The organism is Actinacidiphila alni (genome assembly GCF_900112845.1).
In the GTDB taxonomy this organism is placed as follows: Bacteria; Actinomycetota; Actinomycetes; order Streptomycetales; family Streptomycetaceae; genus Actinacidiphila; species Actinacidiphila alni.
Window position 1 is genome coordinate 126649 of sequence record NZ_FONG01000009.1, and the last position, 16183, is coordinate 142831.

Annotated in this window: 16 protein-coding genes; 6 read left to right on the forward strand and 10 right to left on the reverse strand. The window is 71.8% G+C overall.

The annotated features are described in order from the left end of the window. Positions 1–43: 43 nt before the first annotated feature. From BM076_RS17100 to BM076_RS38020, 3 genes are all read right to left on the reverse strand, one after another. Complete coding sequence (locus BM076_RS17100) at positions 44–382, reverse strand: hypothetical protein (RefSeq protein ID WP_093714425.1); 339 nt, start codon at positions 380–382, stop codon at positions 44–46. A gap of 66 nt (positions 383–448) precedes the next feature. Then, the gene (locus BM076_RS17105; protein ID WP_093714584.1) at positions 449–1396 is read right to left on the reverse strand and encodes a heme o synthase; all 948 of its coding nucleotides are present in this window, start codon (positions 1394–1396) and stop codon (positions 449–451) included. 150 nt (positions 1397–1546) lie between these two features. Further along, positions 1547–1675 (reverse strand): hypothetical protein, encoded by a 129-nt coding sequence (locus BM076_RS38020; protein WP_265737099.1) that lies wholly within the window; start codon positions 1673–1675, stop codon positions 1547–1549. A 35-nt stretch (positions 1676–1710) separates the two neighbouring features. On the opposite strand from BM076_RS38020, the gene tkt reads away from it, so the two are divergent. From tkt to pgl, 5 genes are read left to right on the forward strand one after another with little or no spacing between them, the layout of a single operon-like run. After that, positions 1711–3798 carry a transketolase gene (tkt, locus tag BM076_RS17110; RefSeq protein WP_093714426.1) on the forward strand — a complete coding sequence of 696 codons (2088 nt, stop codon included), beginning with the start codon at positions 1711–1713 and terminating at the stop codon, positions 3796–3798. Positions 3799–3832: 34 nt separating this feature from the next. Further along, positions 3833–4951: a transaldolase gene (tal, locus tag BM076_RS17115; protein WP_093714427.1), complete on the forward strand. Its 1119-nt coding sequence runs from the start codon at positions 3833–3835 to the stop codon at positions 4949–4951. Between the two features lies 1 nt (position 4952). Continuing rightward, positions 4953–6491 carry a glucose-6-phosphate dehydrogenase gene (gene zwf / locus BM076_RS17120; protein WP_093714428.1) on the forward strand — a complete coding sequence of 513 codons (1539 nt, stop codon included), beginning with the start codon at positions 4953–4955 and terminating at the stop codon, positions 6489–6491. Beyond that, complete coding sequence (opcA, locus tag BM076_RS17125) at positions 6488–7528, forward strand: glucose-6-phosphate dehydrogenase assembly protein OpcA (protein ID WP_093714429.1); 1041 nt, start codon at positions 6488–6490, stop codon at positions 7526–7528. Before zwf ends, opcA begins: the two co-directional genes overlap by 4 nt. Positions 7529–7566: 38 nt before the next feature. Further along, the gene (pgl, locus tag BM076_RS17130) at positions 7567–8304 is read left to right on the forward strand and encodes a 6-phosphogluconolactonase (protein WP_245796121.1); all 738 of its coding nucleotides are present in this window, start codon (positions 7567–7569) and stop codon (positions 8302–8304) included. Positions 8305–8374: 70 nt separating this feature from the next. Here pgl and pgi read toward each other — a convergent pair whose 3' ends face one another. The 4 genes from pgi to BM076_RS17150 all read right to left on the reverse strand — a co-directional run bounded on the left by pgi (position 8375) and on the right by BM076_RS17150 (position 13399). After that, on the reverse strand, positions 8375–10033 hold the full coding sequence (gene pgi, locus BM076_RS17135) for a glucose-6-phosphate isomerase (RefSeq protein ID WP_093714431.1): 1659 nt from the start codon (positions 10031–10033) through the stop codon (positions 8375–8377). Positions 10034–10070: 37 nt separating this feature from the next. Next, a complete protein-coding gene (locus BM076_RS17140; protein ID WP_093714432.1) occupies positions 10071–11318 on the reverse strand; it encodes an MFS transporter in 1248 nt (415 codons plus the stop codon). Positions 11319–11433: 115 nt separating this feature from the next. Beyond that, positions 11434–12198 carry a sugar isomerase domain-containing protein gene (locus BM076_RS17145; protein ID WP_093714433.1) on the reverse strand — a complete coding sequence of 255 codons (765 nt, stop codon included), beginning with the start codon at positions 12196–12198 and terminating at the stop codon, positions 11434–11436. Positions 12199–12355: 157 nt separating this feature from the next. Further along, positions 12356–13399 (reverse strand): N-acetylglucosamine kinase, encoded by a 1044-nt coding sequence (locus BM076_RS17150; RefSeq protein WP_093714434.1) that lies wholly within the window; start codon positions 13397–13399, stop codon positions 12356–12358. Between the two features lie 78 nt (positions 13400–13477). On the opposite strand from BM076_RS17150, the gene BM076_RS17155 reads away from it, so the two are divergent. Beyond that, entirely contained in the window at positions 13478–14344 is an 867-nt protein-coding gene (locus BM076_RS17155; RefSeq protein WP_093714435.1) for a MurR/RpiR family transcriptional regulator, read from the forward strand. Positions 14345–14461: 117 nt separating this feature from the next. On the opposite strand, the gene BM076_RS17160 is transcribed toward BM076_RS17155, so the two are convergent. From BM076_RS17160 to tpiA, 3 genes are all read right to left on the reverse strand, one after another. Beyond that, positions 14462–14797, reverse strand: a complete 336-nt coding sequence (locus BM076_RS17160) for an RNA polymerase-binding protein RbpA (protein ID WP_073497103.1) — start codon at positions 14795–14797, stop codon at positions 14462–14464. A gap of 202 nt (positions 14798–14999) precedes the next feature. After that, entirely contained in the window at positions 15000–15236 is a 237-nt protein-coding gene (gene secG, locus BM076_RS17165) for a preprotein translocase subunit SecG (RefSeq protein ID WP_093714436.1), read from the reverse strand. Positions 15237–15394: 158 nt separating this feature from the next. Then, positions 15395–16180 (reverse strand): triose-phosphate isomerase, encoded by a 786-nt coding sequence (gene tpiA / locus BM076_RS17170; protein WP_093714437.1) that lies wholly within the window; start codon positions 16178–16180, stop codon positions 15395–15397. Positions 16181–16183: the final 3 nt, after the last annotated feature.

Below are 16183 nucleotides of genomic sequence, written 5' to 3' on the forward strand. Positions count from 1 at the left end.
GTCCGGTCTCCCGGTCCTCCCGGTCTAACGGACGAGGGCGCCGTCAGGTGTTGGCGGGGCCGCCGATCTGGATCCCGGCCATCCGGGCCCACTCGTACGGGCCGGTGCGGACCTTGGCCGCGAAGTCGCCGTCGAAGTCCTCGTGGACGGTCACCCCGGCCTTGGCGACGGCGGCTTCCGCGGCGGCAAGGCTCGGGGCCACGACGTCGCCCCAGGCGCCGTCCGGGGCGACCAGCACGATACGGGCGCCGCGCCGGCCGATGTAGGCGACATTCGCCTCGGCCGGGCCGCCGTGCTTCCTGCCGAAGGCGTCGATCCGGCGTGCCAGCCGCGCGATCGTCCGCGCCTCGCGCGGGGTCTGTTCGGGAGTGCTCTCAGCCATGCGACCGATGCTACTGCCCGGTAACCGCCGGGCGCACCCCCGGGGACCAAGCCCGGGGGTGGCGGTTCAGTGCAGGAAGGGGTCGACCGCCACCGCGACGAACAGCAGGGTCGCGTAGGTGATGGACCAGTGGAAGAGGCGCATTTCCTTGAGCTTGGGGCCGGTGATGCCGGCCTTGGCACGGGCGTGCAGGCCGTGCGCCTCCTTGAGCCAGAAGCCGCCCAGGGCCGCGGCCACCAGCGGGTAGAACCAGGAGGTCTCCCCCAGCGGCCACCACAGCGCCAGCGACGTGAGCACCATCACCCAGCTGTAGAGGACGATCTGCCGGGCCACCACCTGATTGCCCGCGACCACCGGGAGCATCGGCACGCCGACCCGCTCGTAGTCGTCCTTGACCTTCATCGACAGCGGCCAGTAGTGCGGCGGCGTCCAGAAGAAGAGGACGAGGAAGAGGACGAAGGGCGCCCAGGCGAGTTCGTCGCGGACCGCGGACCAGCCGATGAAGACCTGGAGGCAGCCCGCGACGCCGCCCCACACGATGTTCTGCGCCGTACGCCGTTTGAGACCCAGCGTGTAGACGAAGACGTAATAGAGGATCGCCGTCAGCGACAGCACCGCCGACAGCGGATTGACCAGCGTCCAGAACCAGACGGTCGAGACCACCGAGAGCGTGATGCCGAAGACCAGTCCCTCGCGCGGCGACACCAGACCGGTGACCAGCGGACGCTGCTCGGTGCGGTGCATCAGCGCGTCGATGTCGCGGTCGATGTACATGTTGAGCGCGTTCGCGCCGCCCGCGGACAGATAGCCGCCGACGACGGTGGCGACCACCAGCCACAGGTCGGGCACCCCGCCGGCCGCCAGGAACATCACCGGGACCGTCGTGATGAGCAGCAGTTCGATGATGCGCGGCTTGGTCAGCGCCACAAAGCCCATCACACGGGCCCCGAACGGCCGGTGAGCGGAGGAGCCCGTCCCGAGGACCCCAGCGGGTCGGGATTCGACGGCCGTCACGAACACCCCAAGAGAAGAGAGGAGAAGTCCAGCAAGTCCGGTCACCTGCGACAGCGCGGGACCCGATCCGACTTGCGCGTACCACGCCACTCTAGACGCAGGGAATACTCCGTCCGCTTTTGGGGGGTGGCGTGTGTTGCCGGGGCCGGTTCACCAGGCGTTAACCGCGTTCAGGAGGCGAAGACCGGCGTACCGGGGCAGGATCGAAAAGGTGAGCGCCCACGCGGCGGTACGCTCGACAACGCCGGGCAGGCACCATGTCACCGGCGTTTTCAGCATGTGGACAAGCATGTGGAGAGGAGCCCTGACCCAGGGTGAGCAAGCAGCCGACCACCACAGACCTTGAGTGGACCGATGTGGACCAGCGGGCCGTGGACACCGCCCGCGTCCTGGCCATGGATGCCGTGCAGAAGGTCGGCAACGGCCATCCCGGCACGGCGATGAGCCTGGCCCCGGCCGCGTACCTGCTGTTCCAGAAGGTCATGCGGCACGACCCGGCGGACGCCGACTGGGTCGGCCGGGACCGCTTCGTGCTCTCCGCGGGGCATTCCAGCCTGACCCTCTACACCCAGCTCTACCTCGCCGGGTACGGTCTGGAGCTGGCCGACCTCGAAGCCTTCCGCACCTGGGGCTCCAAGACCCCGGGCCACCCGGAGTACGGCCACACCCGCGGGGTCGAGACGACGACCGGGCCGCTCGGCCAGGGCGTCGCCAACGCCGTCGGCATGGCGATGGCCTCGCGGTACGAGCGCGGCCTGTTCGACCCGGACGCCGCCCCGGGCACCTCCCCCTTCGACCACACCATCTACGCCATCGCCGGCGACGGCTGCCTCCAGGAGGGCATCTCCGCCGAGGCGTCCTCGATGGCCGGTCACCAGAAGCTGGGCAATCTGATCCTGCTCTGGGACGACAATCACATCTCCATCGAGGGCGACACCGAGACCGCGGTGTCCGAGGACACCGTCAAGCGGTACGAGGCGTACGGCTGGCACACCCAGCGCGTCGACCAGCTGCCCAACGGCGACCTGGACGTGCACGCGCTGCACGCCGCGCTGGCGGCGGCCAAGGCCGAGACGGAGCGGCCGTCGTTCATCGCGATGCGCTCGATCATCGCCTGGCCGGCCCCCAACAAGCAGAACACCGAGGCCGCGCACGGCTCGGCGCTCGGCGAGGACGAGGTCCGCGCCACCAAGGAAGTGCTGGGCTTCGACCCCGACAAGCACTTCGACGTGGCCGACGAGGTCATCGCGCACACCCGCGCCGTCGGCGAGCGGGGCCGCGAGGCCCGCGCCGCGTGGGACAAGTCCTTCGCCGCCTGGCGGACCGCCAGCCCCGAGCGGGCAGCGACCTACGACCGCGTCGAGGCGGCCGACCTGCCCGCCGGCTGGGAGCAGCACATCCCGGCGTTCGAGACCGGCAAGTCGGTGGCCACCCGCGCCGCGTCCGGCAAGATCCTGGAGGCGCTCGGCCCGGTCATCCCCGAACTGTGGGGCGGCAGCGCGGACCTGGCGGGCTCCAACAACACGACGATCGACAAGAATTCGTCGTTCCTGCCGGCCGGCAACCCGCTGCCGGGCGCCGACCCGTACGGCCGCACCGTGCACTTCGGCATCCGCGAGCACTCGATGGCCGCCGAGATGAACGGCATCACGCTGCACGGCAACACCCGTGTCTACGGCGGCACCTTCCTGGTCTTCTCCGACTACATGCGCAACGCGGTCCGGCTGTCCGCGCTGATGCACGTGCCGGTGACGTACGTGTGGACGCACGACTCGATCGGTCTGGGCGAGGACGGCCCGACGCACCAGCCGGTGGAGCACCTGGCGTCGCTGCGCGCGATCCCCGGGCTCAATGTGGTGCGGCCGGCGGACGCCAACGAGACCGCGATCGCCTGGCGCGAGGTGCTGGGGCGCTGGACGAAGGAGTACGGCAAGGGCGCCCCGCACGGCCTGGTGCTCACCCGGCAGGGTGTGCCCACCTACGACCGCAACGAGGACGCGGCGCGCGGCGGTTACGTGCTCCAGGAAGCCGAGGGCGGACCGGCGCAGGTCATCCTCATCGGCACCGGTTCCGAGGTGCAGCTCGCGGTCGGCGCGCGCGAGCAGCTCCAGGCGGCCGGGGTGCCGACCCGTGTGGTGTCCATGCCGTGCGTGGAGTGGTTCGACGAGCAGGACCAGGCGTACCGCGACAGCGTGCTGCCCAAGGACGTGAAGGCGCGGGTCGCGGTCGAGGCCGGGATCGGCCTGACCTGGCACCGCTTCGTGGGTGACGCCGGACGCATCGTCAGCCTGGAGCACTTCGGTGCCTCGGCCGACGGCAAGGTGCTCTTCAAGGAGTTCGGGTTCACCGCGGACGCGGTGGCCGCCGCGGCCCGGGAATCTCTCGACGCCGTAGATCGCTGACGCAGGCACACGACAAGTAGGAGATGCAATTCTCATGACAGACGCACTCAAGCGCCTCTCCGACGAAGGCGTCGCGATCTGGCTGGACGACCTCTCGCGCAAGCGGATCACGTCCGGGAACCTGGCCGAACTCATCGACCAGCAGCATGTGGTGGGTGTCACCACCAACCCGTCGATCTTCCAGAAGGCGATCTCGCAGGGCGACGGCTACGACCAGCAGCTCGCGGACCTCGCGGCCCGCAAACTCACCGTCGACGAGGCGATCCGGATGATCACCACCGCCGACGTACGGGACGCGGCCGACATCCTGCGCCCGGTCTTCGACGCGACCGACGGACAGGACGGCCGGGTCTCCATCGAGGTCGACCCGCGGCTCGCCAACAACACCAGGGCCACCGTCGCCGAGGCCAAGCAGCTGGCCTGGCTGGTGGACCGGCCGAACACGCTGATCAAGATCCCGGCCACGCCCGCCGGGCTGCCCGCGATCACCGAGGTCATCGGCAAGGGCATCAGCGTCAATGTGACGCTGATCTTCTCGCTGGAGCGCTACCGCGGTGTGATGGACGCCTACCTCTCCGGCCTGGAGAAGGCCAAGGCCGCCGGCCTCGACCTGTCGCAGATCCACTCGGTGGCGTCCTTCTTCGTGTCCCGGGTGGACACCGAGATCGACAAGCGGCTGGAGAAGCTGGGCTCCGACGAGGCCAAGGCGCTCAAGGGCAAGGCGGCCGTCGCCAACGCGCGGCTGGCCTACCAGGCGTACGAAGAGGTCTTCGGCTCCGAGCGCTGGCTGGCGCTGGAGAAGGCCGGGGCCAACAAGCAGCGTCCGCTGTGGGCGTCGACCGGCGTCAAGGACCCGGCCTACCCCGACACGCTGTACGTCACCGAGCTGGTCGCGCCGAACACGGTCAACACCATGCCGGAGGCCACCCTCGACGCCACCGCCGACCACGGCGAGGTGACCGGCGACACCGTGCACGGCACGTACGAGCAGGCCAAGGCGGAGCTGGACGCCATCGCGGCGCTCGGCATCTCGTACGACGACGTGGTGCAGCAACTGGAGGACGAGGGCGTGGAGAAGTTCGCCGCGGCCTGGAACGAGCTGCTGGACTCCACCAAGGCGGAACTCGAGCGGCTCGCCCCCTCGGAGGTCTGAGTTGTCGACGCAGACATCGCCGGAAGGCAACCCGCTCCGGGACCCACTGGACCGGCGGCTGCCGCGCATCGCGGGGCCGTCAGGTCTGGTCATCTTCGGTGTGACGGGCGACCTGTCCCGCAAGAAGCTGATGCCGGCCGTGTACGACCTGGCCAACCGCGGCCTGCTGCCGCCGGGCTTCGCCCTGGTCGGCTTCGCCCGCAGGCAGTGGGAGAACGAGGACTTCGCGCAGGAGGTCCACGACGCGGTCAAGGAGCACGCCCGCACCCCTTTCCGTGAGGAGGTGTGGCAGCAGCTCGCCGAGGGCTGCCGCTTCGTGCAGGGCGACTTCGACGACGACACCGCCTTCGAGACGCTGAAGGCGACCATCGAGGAGCTGGACAAGGCGCGCGGTACGGGCGGCAACTTCGCCTTCTACCTGTCGGTGCCGCCGAAGTTCTTCCCCAATGTGGTGCAGCAGCTCAAGAAGCACGGGCTGTCCGAGGGCACCGGGGACTCCTGGCGGCGCGCGGTCATCGAGAAGCCGTTCGGCCACGACCTGGCCAGCGCGCAGCAGCTCAACCAGATCGTGCACGAGGTCTTCCCGCCCAACGAGGTCTTCAGGATCGACCACTACCTGGGCAAGGAGACCGTCCAGAACATCCTGGCGCTGCGCTTCGCGAACACGATGTACGAGCCGATCTGGAACCGGTCGTACGTCGACCACGTGCAGATCACCATGGCCGAGGACATCGGCATCGGCGGCCGCGCCGGGTACTACGACGGCATCGGCGCCGCGCGCGACGTGATCCAGAACCACCTGCTGCAACTGCTGGCGCTGACCGCGATGGAGGAGCCCGGCTCCTTCCACCCCAAGGCGCTCACCGCGGAGAAGCTGAAGGTGCTCAGCGCCGTCGTGCTCCCCGACGACCTCGGCAAGAACACCGTGCGCGGCCAGTACGCGCACGCCTGGCAGGGCGGCGAGGAGGTGCTCGGGTACCTGGAGGAGGACGGCATCGACCCCAAGTCCAAGACCGACACCTACGCGGCCGTCAAGCTGGAGATCAACAACCGGCGCTGGGCGGGTGTGCCGTTCTACCTGCGCACCGGCAAGCGGCTGGGCCGCCGGGTCACCGAGATCGCGGTGGTCTTCAAGCGGGCGCCGTACCTGCCGTTCGAGTCCGGGGCGACCGAGGAGCTGGGGCAGAACGCCCTGGTCATCCGGGTGCAGCCGGACGAGGGCGTGACGGTGCGGTTCGGTTCCAAGGTGCCCGGCACCTCGACCGAGGTCAGGGACGTGACGATGGACTTCGCGTACGGCGAGTCCTTCACCGAGTCCAGCCCCGAGGCGTACGAGCGGCTCATCCTGGATGTGCTGCTCGGCGACGCCAACCTCTTCCCGCGTCACCAGGAGGTCGAGATCTCCTGGACCATCCTCGACCCGATCGAGGAGTACTGGGACAAGCACGGCAAGCCCGCCCAGTACGCGTCCGGGACCTGGGGACCGGCCGAGGCGGACGAGATGCTCGCACGAGACGGCAGGAGCTGGCGCCGGCCATGAAGATCGATCTCACGGACACCACGTCATCCAAGATCAACGCCGGGCTGATCCAGGCCCGGCGGGCGATCGGCACCCCCGCGGTCGGGATGGTGCTGACCCTGGTCATCGTCACCGACGAGGGCAGCGCGTACGACTCGCTCAAGGCCGCCACCGAGGCGTCCAAGGAGCACCCGTCGCGGATCCTGGTCGTCGTCAAGCGGCCCGGCCGCTCCCCGCGGGACCGGGCGATGGCCCGGCTCGACGCGGAGGTGCTGGTCGGCTCCGAGGCGGGCACCGGCGAGACGGTGATGCTGCGGCTGCACGGCGAACTGGCCAACCACGCCGAGTCGGTGGTGCTGCCGCTGCTGCTGCCGGACGCCCCCGTGGTGGTCTGGTGGCCGGACGACGCCCCGCCCAACGCGGCGGAGGACCCGCTGGGCCGGCTCGCCCAGCGCCGGATCACCGACTCCTCGGCGGCCGAGGACCCGGTGGCGGCGCTCGGCCACCGCGCCGAGAGCTACTCCCCCGGTGACACCGACCTGGCCTGGACCCGGATCACGCCGTGGCGCTCGATGCTCGCCGCGGCCCTGGACCAGAAGCACTCGAAGATCACCGAGGCGGTCGTCGACGGCGAGGCGTACAACCCGAGCACCGAGCTGCTCGCGCTGTGGCTGGCCGACCGGCTGGGCGTTCCGGTGGAGCGCCGGGTCTCCGACGGGCCCGGGATCACCGCGACCCGGCTGTCCACCGCGGACGGCGACATCTGCCTGGACCGGGCGGACGGGCGGCTCGCCGAGCTGGCGATGCCCGGCCAGCCGGACCGGCACGTGGCGCTCAAGCGGCGGGAGACCTCGGAGCTGATCGCCGAGGAACTGCGCAGGCTGGACCCGGACGACATTTACCGTTCCACGGTGCAGTTCGGCGTCAAGCACCTGATCAGCAACCCCGGCGGGGCGGAGACGGTCAAGCCCGACGGCACCGTCAAGCCCGCGGACAAGGCGCCGGCGACGCCCGCGAAGAAGGCCGCGGCGGCCAAGAAGGCGGCGAACGCGAAGTGAGCACGCCGCAGGTGGTCGTGCACCGCGACAAGGAGCTGATGGCGCAGGCCGCGGCGGCCCGGCTGATCACCAAGGTGGTCGACGCCCAGGCCGCGCGCGGCAGCGCCTCGGTGGTGCTGACCGGCGGGCGCAACGGCAACGCGCTGCTCGCCGCCCTGGCCGCGTCCCCGGCGCGGGACGCGGTCGACTGGGCGCACCTGGACCTGTGGTGGGGCGACGAGCGTTTCCTGCCGGAGGGCGACGCGGAGCGCAATGTCACCCAGGCGCGCGCGGAGCTGCTGGACGCGGTGCCGGTCGATCCGAAGCGGGTGCACGCCATGGCCGCCTCGGACGGGCCGTACGCGGACGCCGGCGCGGCGGCCGACGCCTACGCGGCGGAGCTGGCCGCGGCGGCGGGGCCCGAGGACCGGGCCCGGGTGCCGGCCTTCGACGTGCTGATGCTGGGGGTGGGGCCCGACACGCATGTGGCGTCGCTCTTCCCCGAGCATCCCGGGGTGCGGGAGACGGAGCGGACGGTGATCGGGGTGCACGGCGCGCCGAAGCCGCCGCCGACCCGGATCTCGCTGACGCTGCCGGCGATCCGGGCGGCGCGCGAGGTGTGGCTGCTCGCGGCGGGCGAGGACAAGGCTTCTGCGGTCGCCCTGGCGCTGTCGGCCCCGGGCGAGGTCCAGGCGCCCGCCTCGGGCGCCCACGGGCGGGCCCGCACGCTGTGGCTGCTGGACCGGGCCGCGGCGGCCAAGCTGCCGCCGCAGCTCTATCCTCCGGCCTCGTCGTAGGCCGCGAAGCGACGGGAAGGGGCCGGAAGGACGTGACGTCCTTCCGGCCCCTTCCCGTCGTCCGGGTGCCTCAGCGGCCGCGCAGCTCGCGGTACTTGGCGACCAGGGCCGTGGTGGAGGTGTCCAGGCCCGGTACGGCGCTGCCCTCGGCGAGCGCGGGCTCGATCCGCTTGGCGAGGACCTTGCCCAGCTCGACGCCCCACTGGTCGAAGGAGTCGATGTTCCAGACCGCGCCCTGGACGAACACCTTGTGCTCGTAGAGGGCGATGAGCTGGCCGAGCACGGACGGGCTCAGCTCGTTCGCGAGGATGGTGGTCGTCGGGTGGTTGCCGCGGAACGTCTTGTGCGGGACCAGTTCCTCGGCGACCCCTTCGGCGCGGACCTCGTCCGGGGTCTTGCCGAAGGCCAGCGCCTGCGTCTGGGCGAAGAAGTTGGCCATCAGCAGGTCGTGCTGGGCAGCCAGCGGCCCGAGTTCGTCGACCGGCCGCGCGAAGCCGATGAAGTCCGCGGGGATCAGCTTGGTGCCCTGGTGCAGCAACTGGTAGTACGCGTGCTGCCCGTTGGTGCCCGGGGTGCCCCAGACGACCGGTCCTGTCTGCCAACCGACCGGGTTGCCCTGGCGGTCCACGGACTTGCCGTTGGACTCCATGTCGAGCTGCTGGAGGTAGGCGGTGAACTTGCTCAGGTAGTGGCTGTACGGCAGCACGGCGTGCGACTGCGCGTCGTGGAAGCCGCCGTACCAGACGCCGAGCAGGCCGAGCAGCAGCGGGACGTTCTCCTCCGGCGGGGCGGTCCTGAAGTGCTCGTCGACCAGGTGGAATCCGGCGAGCATCTCGCGGAACCGGTCCGGGCCGATGGCCAGCATCAGGGACAGGCCGATGGCCGAGTCGTAGGAGTAGCGGCCGCCGACCCAGTCCCAGAACTCGAACATGTTCTGGGTGTCGATGCCGAAGTCGGCGACCTTCTCGGCGTTGGTGGACAGCGCCACGAAGTGCTTGGCGACCGCCGACTCGTCCGCGCGCAGCTCGGTGAGCAGCCAATTGCGGGCGGAGGTCGCGTTGGTGATGGTCTCGATGGTGGTGAAGGTCTTGGAGGCGATGATGAACAGCGTCTCGGCGGCGTCCAGGTCGCGGACCGCCTCGTGCAGGTCGGCGCCGTCCACGTTGGACACGAAGCGGACCGTCAGATCGCGGTCGGTCCAGGCGCGCAGCACCTCGTAGGCCATCGCGGGGCCGAGGTCGGAGCCGCCGATGCCGATGTTGACGATGTTCTTGATCCGCTTGCCGGTGTGGCCGGTCCACTCGCCGGAGCGGATGCGGTCGGCGAACACCTGCATCTTGTTGAGCACGGCGTGCACGGCCGGTACGACGTCCTGGCCGTCCAGCTCGATCACCGCGGAGCGCGGGGCGCGCAGCGCGGTGTGCAGCACAGCCCGGTCCTCGGTGACATTGATCCGCTCGCCGCGGAACATCGCGTCGCGCAGCTCGAACACGCCCGTCGCCGCGGCCAGTTCGCGCAGCAGCCGCAGCGTCTCGTCCGTCACCAGATGCTTGGAGTAGTCCAGGTGGAGGTCCCCCACCTGGAGGGTGTAGCGGCCGCCCCGCCCGGGGTCCGCCGCGAACAGATCCCGCAGGTGCGCGTCTGCCAGCTCCTCGCGGTGCTTGGCGAGCGCGTGCCATTCAGGACGCTGGTCGAGAGCCTTCGGGCCCTGCGTGTTCGTCTCGGACATCAGTCCACTTCTCCTCGTCCTCGCTGCACGCCCCACGCTAATTGATGACGCGCCGGAACGAGACGAGGGCGGGTATCAGCGCACCCGACGCGCAGGTGAACAATGCGGCGGCGACCAGCGCCGGGGCGTTCAGCCCCCAGGCGGAGGCGGCGGCCCCGCCGAGCAGCGCGCCCAGTGGGGCACCGGCCACCGACAGGGTGCGGTTGGCGGCGCTGACCCGGCCCAGCAGGGCCATGGGGGTGCGTTCCTGGAGCAGTGTCACCTCGCTCACGTTCCATACCATGCCGAGGGCGCCGAATACGGCCATCACGGTGATCGCGGCGGGCAGCGACCGCACGCTGCCGAGGACGGCCAGGCAGCCGGTCTGCACCAGCAGTCCCGCGGCGAGCGCCCGGGCGGTGCCCAGCCACCGGCCGAGCCGTCCGGCGACGGCGCCGCCGAGCACGCTGCCGATGCCGTAGGCGGTGATGACGGCGGCGAAGCCGCCGTGCCCGGCGTGCAGCCAGCCGGTCACCTGGAGGACGAGGGTGGCCACCAGGGCGCCGACGCCGATGTTGGCGGTGGTGTTGGCCGCGCACAGCGACCGCAGCACGCGGTCCCGCCACAGCGTCCGCAGGCCCTCGGCCATGTCGCGGCGCAGGGTGCGGCCCGCCGGTCGCGGCGGGCGCTCCCGTACGGGTATCGGCAGCGAGGCGACCAGGGCCGCGGCGACGGCGAAGCTGGCGGCGTCCACCGCGAAGGGGGCGCCGGCGGACAGCGCGAGCAGCGCCGCCACCAGGGGCGCGGCGATGAAGGCGCTCGCGATGGTCTGGCCGGTCATCAGGCGGGAGTTGGCCCGGCCGAGGACGGTGGTGGGCACGACGGCGGGCAGCAGGGCGGTGGCCGCGTTGTCGAAGAGGGTCTGGAGCGTGGTGAGCGCGAAGGCGAGGACGAGCAGCAGCGTGATGCTCGCGTGCCCGAGCGCCACGGTGAGCGCGAACGCGCCGGTGAGCAGGGCGCGTACGGCGTCCACCGAGCGCATCGCGCGGCGCTGGTCGACCCGGTCGGCGACGGCGCCGCCGAGCAGCCCGAAGACGGTCCACGGCAGATAGCCCGCGGCGGTGACCAGGGAGATCAGCAGCGGATTCGTGGTCAGGGAGGTGGCGAGCAGCGGCAGTGCGGCGCCGCGCAGGCCGTCGCCGAAGCGGGAGACGACCGCGGCGCTCCACAGCCGTCCGAAGCCGCCGCGCCAGGGCAGCGCGGCGGTTTCGGCGAGCGCGGACGGCTCGGTCGCGTCGACGGACATGGCTCCCCCTGGCCGGTTCTCCCGGTGTCCGATCACCGTGGTGATCACTTCCGAGGACCGTAACGGCCGCCACTGACAATCGCGTTGACCAGGGGGAATGCCGGTCGGGGCCGGGTCAGAAGCCGCCGCGGTGCAGCCGGCCGGCGTAGCGCTCCTCCAGGACCGCGTTGCGCTCGAAGCCGCCGGGCAGATTCGCCGAGATGTAGACCGGCGCCTCCTTGCCCTCGGCGGTGAGCAGGCCGACGGCCTCGGCGACGACCATCTGCACCAGCAGCGCGGAGGTGATCGTCGAGACGCCGCACAGCGCGCCGCCGTCGGGCAGCGGGAGCAGGGCGTCGCCGGCCGGGGCGCAGTTGTCGAGCACCGCGTCGGCGATGTCGGCCAGGCGCTTGCCGCTGGGGTGCAGGGCCGGCACGGCGCGGGTGTGGGTCAGCGAGGTGAGCGCGACCAGCTTGTGCCCGGCCTCCTTGACCTGGAGGGCCATGTCCACCACGGAGTTGTTCACCCCGGAGTTGGACACGATCACGAACAGGTCCTGCGGCTGCGGTCCCGCGAGGTCGTACAGCCGCCGTGCCAGGCCCGGTGAGCGCTCCAGCAGCGGGTCGTCCAGGACGGACCGGTCCTCGCCGCCGCGCAGCACCAGGTCGGCGAGGCCGATCCGGTTGGTCGGGATGAGGCCGCCGGCCCGGCCGACGATCTCCAGGACGGTCGCCTGCGAGTGCCCGGTCCCGAAGCCGTGGATCACGCCGTTCGCGGCCACGCTGTCGGCGAACAGCCGGCCCGCCGCGCCGACGGAGTCCTTGTTGGCCGCGATGGCCCGCTCGACGGCGGCGCGCCCCTCGTCGGCGAACCGTGCGGCGCTGAGCTGTGCTTCGGCCATGGCCGGAGCCCCCCTTGGTGGGATGGTGGGTTCGGTGGAAGGGTCCGGCGTGACCCAGCGTCGATCTGGCTCGATCAACCATCATCACGCCGTTCCGATGAAACAATGAACCAACGCTCGCGCTGCCGTCAAGAGCCCCCGGGCCCGGCCGGGCGCCTCACAGCATCAGCCGCGCCAGCGCCGCGGCGCCAGGGCCGCCGTCCGCCACCGGGAAGACCCGCAGGCCGAGCCCGTCGAGCCGGCCGACGACCCGGCCGAGCAGCGGGCCGCCCGGCCCGAGCAGCCCGCCGGTGAGGACGAGGGGCTCGCCCGGCCGCGGCGCCAGGGCGCGGACCGTGCCCGCCAGCAGGTCGGCCGCCCCGTCGAGCAGTCCCAGGGCGACCGCGTCGCCCTCCTCCGCCGCCGCGACGGCCTCCCGGCTGAGCCGGGCGAGCCGGGTCGGCGGATGGGCGTAGGCGCTGGTCACCATGGCCTCGCTGAGCCGGGCGCGGGCCTCGCCGTCCGCCGCCCTGTCGTACGGGTCCGGCCGCCCGTACGGACCGCTCCCCCCGTACAGGCCCGGCGGCAGGAAGTGCGCGGCGACACGGTCGACCAGGGTGGTCCAGGGGCCGCGGCCGTCGAGCGCTTCGAGGGCCGCGCGCACCGCGCGGTTGCCGAGCCAGAAGCCGCTGCCCTCGTCGCCGAGCAGCCAGCCGTGGCCGTCCACCACGGCCGAGCGGCGCCTGCCGGTCAGCCGGGTGGCGATGGCCCCGGTGCCGGCGATCAGCACCAGACCGTCGGCGGGCGCGCCCGGCGCCGAGGCGAGCGCGACCTCGGTGTCGCCGCCGACGCCGACCGCGGCGGCCGTGATCCCGGCAGCGGCGAGCGCGTCCTCCAGGCAGGACAGCGCCAGCCCGTGGCCGCGCTCGGGGCCGAGCCCGACCGCGGCGCCCGCGAAGCCGCCGAAGACCGCGGCGACGCGCCCGCGCAGCGGTTCGGGCACCGCCTCGGTGACGGCCTCCGTCAGATGCCGGGTGAGGTCGGTGCGGCCGACGCTCAGCGCGTTGCCGGGACCGCCGGTGCCGCGGCCGAGCACCACGACCTCGGCCGCGTCATCCCGGCCGGTGGGGTCCTCGGGCGCCGCCTCCGCCAGAGTCGCGCGGCTGCGCGTGCCGCCCGCGTCGATGCCGATCACGAGCGGTCGGCTGTAGATTTCACTCATCGCCACGAATGGTGGTTGATAGATTCACCCGGAAGCAAGCCCTGCCGAACGCCAACCGTCCAGCCGAGACGAGTCACCATGATCACCGCGTTGATCCGCACCGAACTGCCCCGGATGTCCGGTTCCCTGCGCAAGGTCGGCGAGCTGGTGCTGGCCGACCCGGTCGCGGCGACGCACGGCTCCGCGGCCGAGCTGGGCCGGCGCACCGGCACCTCACAGGCCACCGTCACCCGCTTCTGCCGGGCGCTCGGGCTGGATTCGTACCAGCACCTGCTGATCGAGCTGGCGCAGGAGCAGGGCCGCGCCGGGGCGGAGCCGCCGGCCGCGGCGCTGGGGCCGCAGATCGGGCCCGAGGACGATCTGGACCAGGTCATCGGGGTCGTGGCGGAGGCGGACCTGCGGGCGCTGCGGCAGACCGCGGACCGGCTGGACCGCGAGGCGCTGGAACGGGCCGCGCAGGCGCTCGCCAGGGCCCGCAGGATCGATGTGTACGGCGTCGGCGGCTCGGGCATCGTGGCCCGGGAGGCGGAGGCCCGGCTGTTCGGCATCGGCTGCGCGGCGCACGCCAGGACCGAGGTGCACGCGGCGGAGACCTCCGCGGCCCTGCTGACGCCCTCCGACGCGGTGCTGGCCGTCTCGCACTCGGGCGCCACCCGCGAGGTGCTGGAGCCGCTGCGGCTGGCCGCGGAGCGCGGCGCCGCCACCGTGGCCGTCACCGGCGACCCGCGCTCGCCCATCGCGCAGGCCGCCGACGTACGCCTCACCTCGTCCTCGGGCGAGACCAGCTTCCGGCACGGCAATTTCGGCACCCGCCACTCGGTGCTGCTGATCGTGGACTGTCTGTACGCGCGCGTCGCGCAACTCACCTACGAACGGGCGACGGCCTCCATCGCGTTGACGGCGCACATCGCGGACGCCCACACGGCCCGCCCACGCCGCCGCTGAGGCGGACGGCGGTCCGCCGCGCCACGCGAAAGCCCTCGGCTGCCGGGCGGGCTCAGTTGCCTGAGCCCGCCCGGCAGCCGAGGGCCGTACCCGGTCGCGCCTGGTCCGGATCGTCTGCTAGATCTCGCCGCGGAGCTTGGCCAGCGCCTCCGCGAGGATCGCCTCGCCGTCGGCGGCACTGCGCCGCTCCCGCACATAGGCGAGGTGCGTCTTGTAGGGCTCGGTACGCGGCGGCGCCGGCGGATTCTCCTCGTCCTGCCCCGCCGGGAAACCGCAGCGCGGGCAGTCCCAGGTCTCCGGGATCTGCGCGTCGCTGGCGAAACTCGGCTGGGTCTCGTGCCCGTTCGAGCACCAGAAGGAGATGCGGAGACGGGGCGCGGACTCGCCGCGCTCGGCCTCTCCCATCGGCCCCGCTCCGACCCGACTTCCACGGATCGCGTTGCCACTTGCCACGGTCGTAACTCCCTGCGTGATGGTGCTGCGAGGTCGCCAGTTTACGGAGACCTTACGTGCCGTCCAGTGGCAGGCGCTCGACCTGTCCCCCGAGGACGTTCCCCCATAGTAAGCCGGGGTGGCGACGAGGCGTCAGTTCTCCCTGGATGCGCGGGAGTCGAACACCGGACCAGGAACGCGCACGGACGGGCACGGCCGCGGGCTAGTTCTTGTACTTCATCACCAGACCAAGCGTGACAATGCAGGCGAACCACAGCAGACCGACCACAACGGTGATCCGGTCGAGGTTGCGCTCGGCCACCGAGGAGCCGCCGACGGAGGACTGCATGCCACCGCCGAACATGTCCGACAGGCCGCCGCCCTTCCCCTTGTGCATCAGCACGAGCAGCAGAAGCAGCAGGCTGAAAATGATGAGGGCGATGGAGAACCCGATGACCACGGCTGGACCAACTCTCTCGACTACATGACAACGGCGCGGGGCCGGACGGCGCGGTCACGCCGGTCCGGCCCCGACAGGGTACTTCGTGAAGGGCCCCGCGGCCCACTGCCCGGCCGCTCAGCCCTGTGCCGGGCGGCCCCGCGGCTCCCGGCCCCGGCTCACTGGTCGCGGAAGCGCACGATCCTGACGAATTCCTCCGCGTCCAGCGCGGCGCCGCCCACCAGGGCGCCGTCCACGTCCGGCTGCGCCATGATCGCGGCGACGTTCCCGGACTTCACCGAGCCGCCGTACTGGATCCGCACCGCGTCGGCCAGCTCCTGGTCGTACAGCTCGGCCAGCCGGCCGCGGATCGCCCCGCAGACCTCCTGGGCGTCCTCGGGCGTGGCCACCTCGCCGGTGCCGATCGCCCAGACCGGCTCGTAGGCGATCACGATGGTGGCGGCCTGCTCGGCGGTGATGTCCTTGAGGGCGCCGTCGAGCTGCGCGAGGGTGTACGGGACCTGCTCGCCGGCCTTGCGGATGTCCAGGCCCTCGCCGACGCACAGGATCGGGGTGAGGCCGTGCCGGTAGGCGGCCTTGACCTTGGCGTTGACGACCGCCTCGTCCTCGCCGTGGTACTGACGGCGCTCGGAGTGGCCGATCGCCACGTAGGCGCACTTCAGCTTGGACAGCATCGAGCCGGAGATCTCGCCGGTGTAGGCGCCGGAGTCCTGCGCGGACAGGTCCTGGGCGCCGTACTTGATCTTCAGCTTGTCGCCGTCGACCAGCGTCTGCACGGACCGCAGGTCGGTGTACGGCACCAGGACGGCGACCTCGACCGCGTCGTAGTCCTTGTCGGTGAGCGCGAAGGCGAGCTTCTGGACGTGCGCGATGGCCTCGAGGTGGTTGAGGTTCATCTTCCAGTTGCCCGCCATCAGCGGGGTGCGGGTGCTCTGCTCGGTCATCGG

Excerpts from the sequence above, each read along its gene's own strand:
- BM076_RS17100 (WP_093714425.1), bottom strand. The coding sequence starts at position 382 with ATGGCTGAGAGCACTCCCGAACAGACCCCGCGCGAGGCGCGGACGATC.
- BM076_RS38020 (WP_265737099.1), bottom strand. The coding sequence starts at position 1,675 with ATGCTGAAAACGCCGGTGACATGGTGCCTGCCCGGCGTTGTCGAGCGT.
- tal (WP_093714427.1), top strand. The coding sequence starts at position 3,833 with ATGACAGACGCACTCAAGCGCCTCTCCGACGAAGGCGTCGCGATCTGG.
- opcA (WP_093714429.1), top strand. The coding sequence starts at position 6,488 with ATGAAGATCGATCTCACGGACACCACGTCATCCAAGATCAACGCCGGG.
- pgl (WP_245796121.1), top strand. The coding sequence starts at position 7,567 with ATGGCGCAGGCCGCGGCGGCCCGGCTGATCACCAAGGTGGTCGACGCC.
- pgi (WP_093714431.1), bottom strand. The coding sequence starts at position 10,033 with ATGTCCGAGACGAACACGCAGGGCCCGAAGGCTCTCGACCAGCGTCCT.
- BM076_RS17140 (WP_093714432.1), bottom strand. The coding sequence starts at position 11,318 with ATGTCCGTCGACGCGACCGAGCCGTCCGCGCTCGCCGAAACCGCCGCG.
- BM076_RS17145 (WP_093714433.1), bottom strand. The coding sequence starts at position 12,198 with ATGGCCGAAGCACAGCTCAGCGCCGCACGGTTCGCCGACGAGGGGCGC.
- BM076_RS17150 (WP_093714434.1), bottom strand. The coding sequence starts at position 13,399 with ATGAGTGAAATCTACAGCCGACCGCTCGTGATCGGCATCGACGCGGGC.
- BM076_RS17155 (WP_093714435.1), top strand. The coding sequence starts at position 13,478 with ATGATCACCGCGTTGATCCGCACCGAACTGCCCCGGATGTCCGGTTCC.
- tpiA (WP_093714437.1), bottom strand. The coding sequence starts at position 16,180 with ATGACCGAGCAGAGCACCCGCACCCCGCTGATGGCGGGCAACTGGAAG.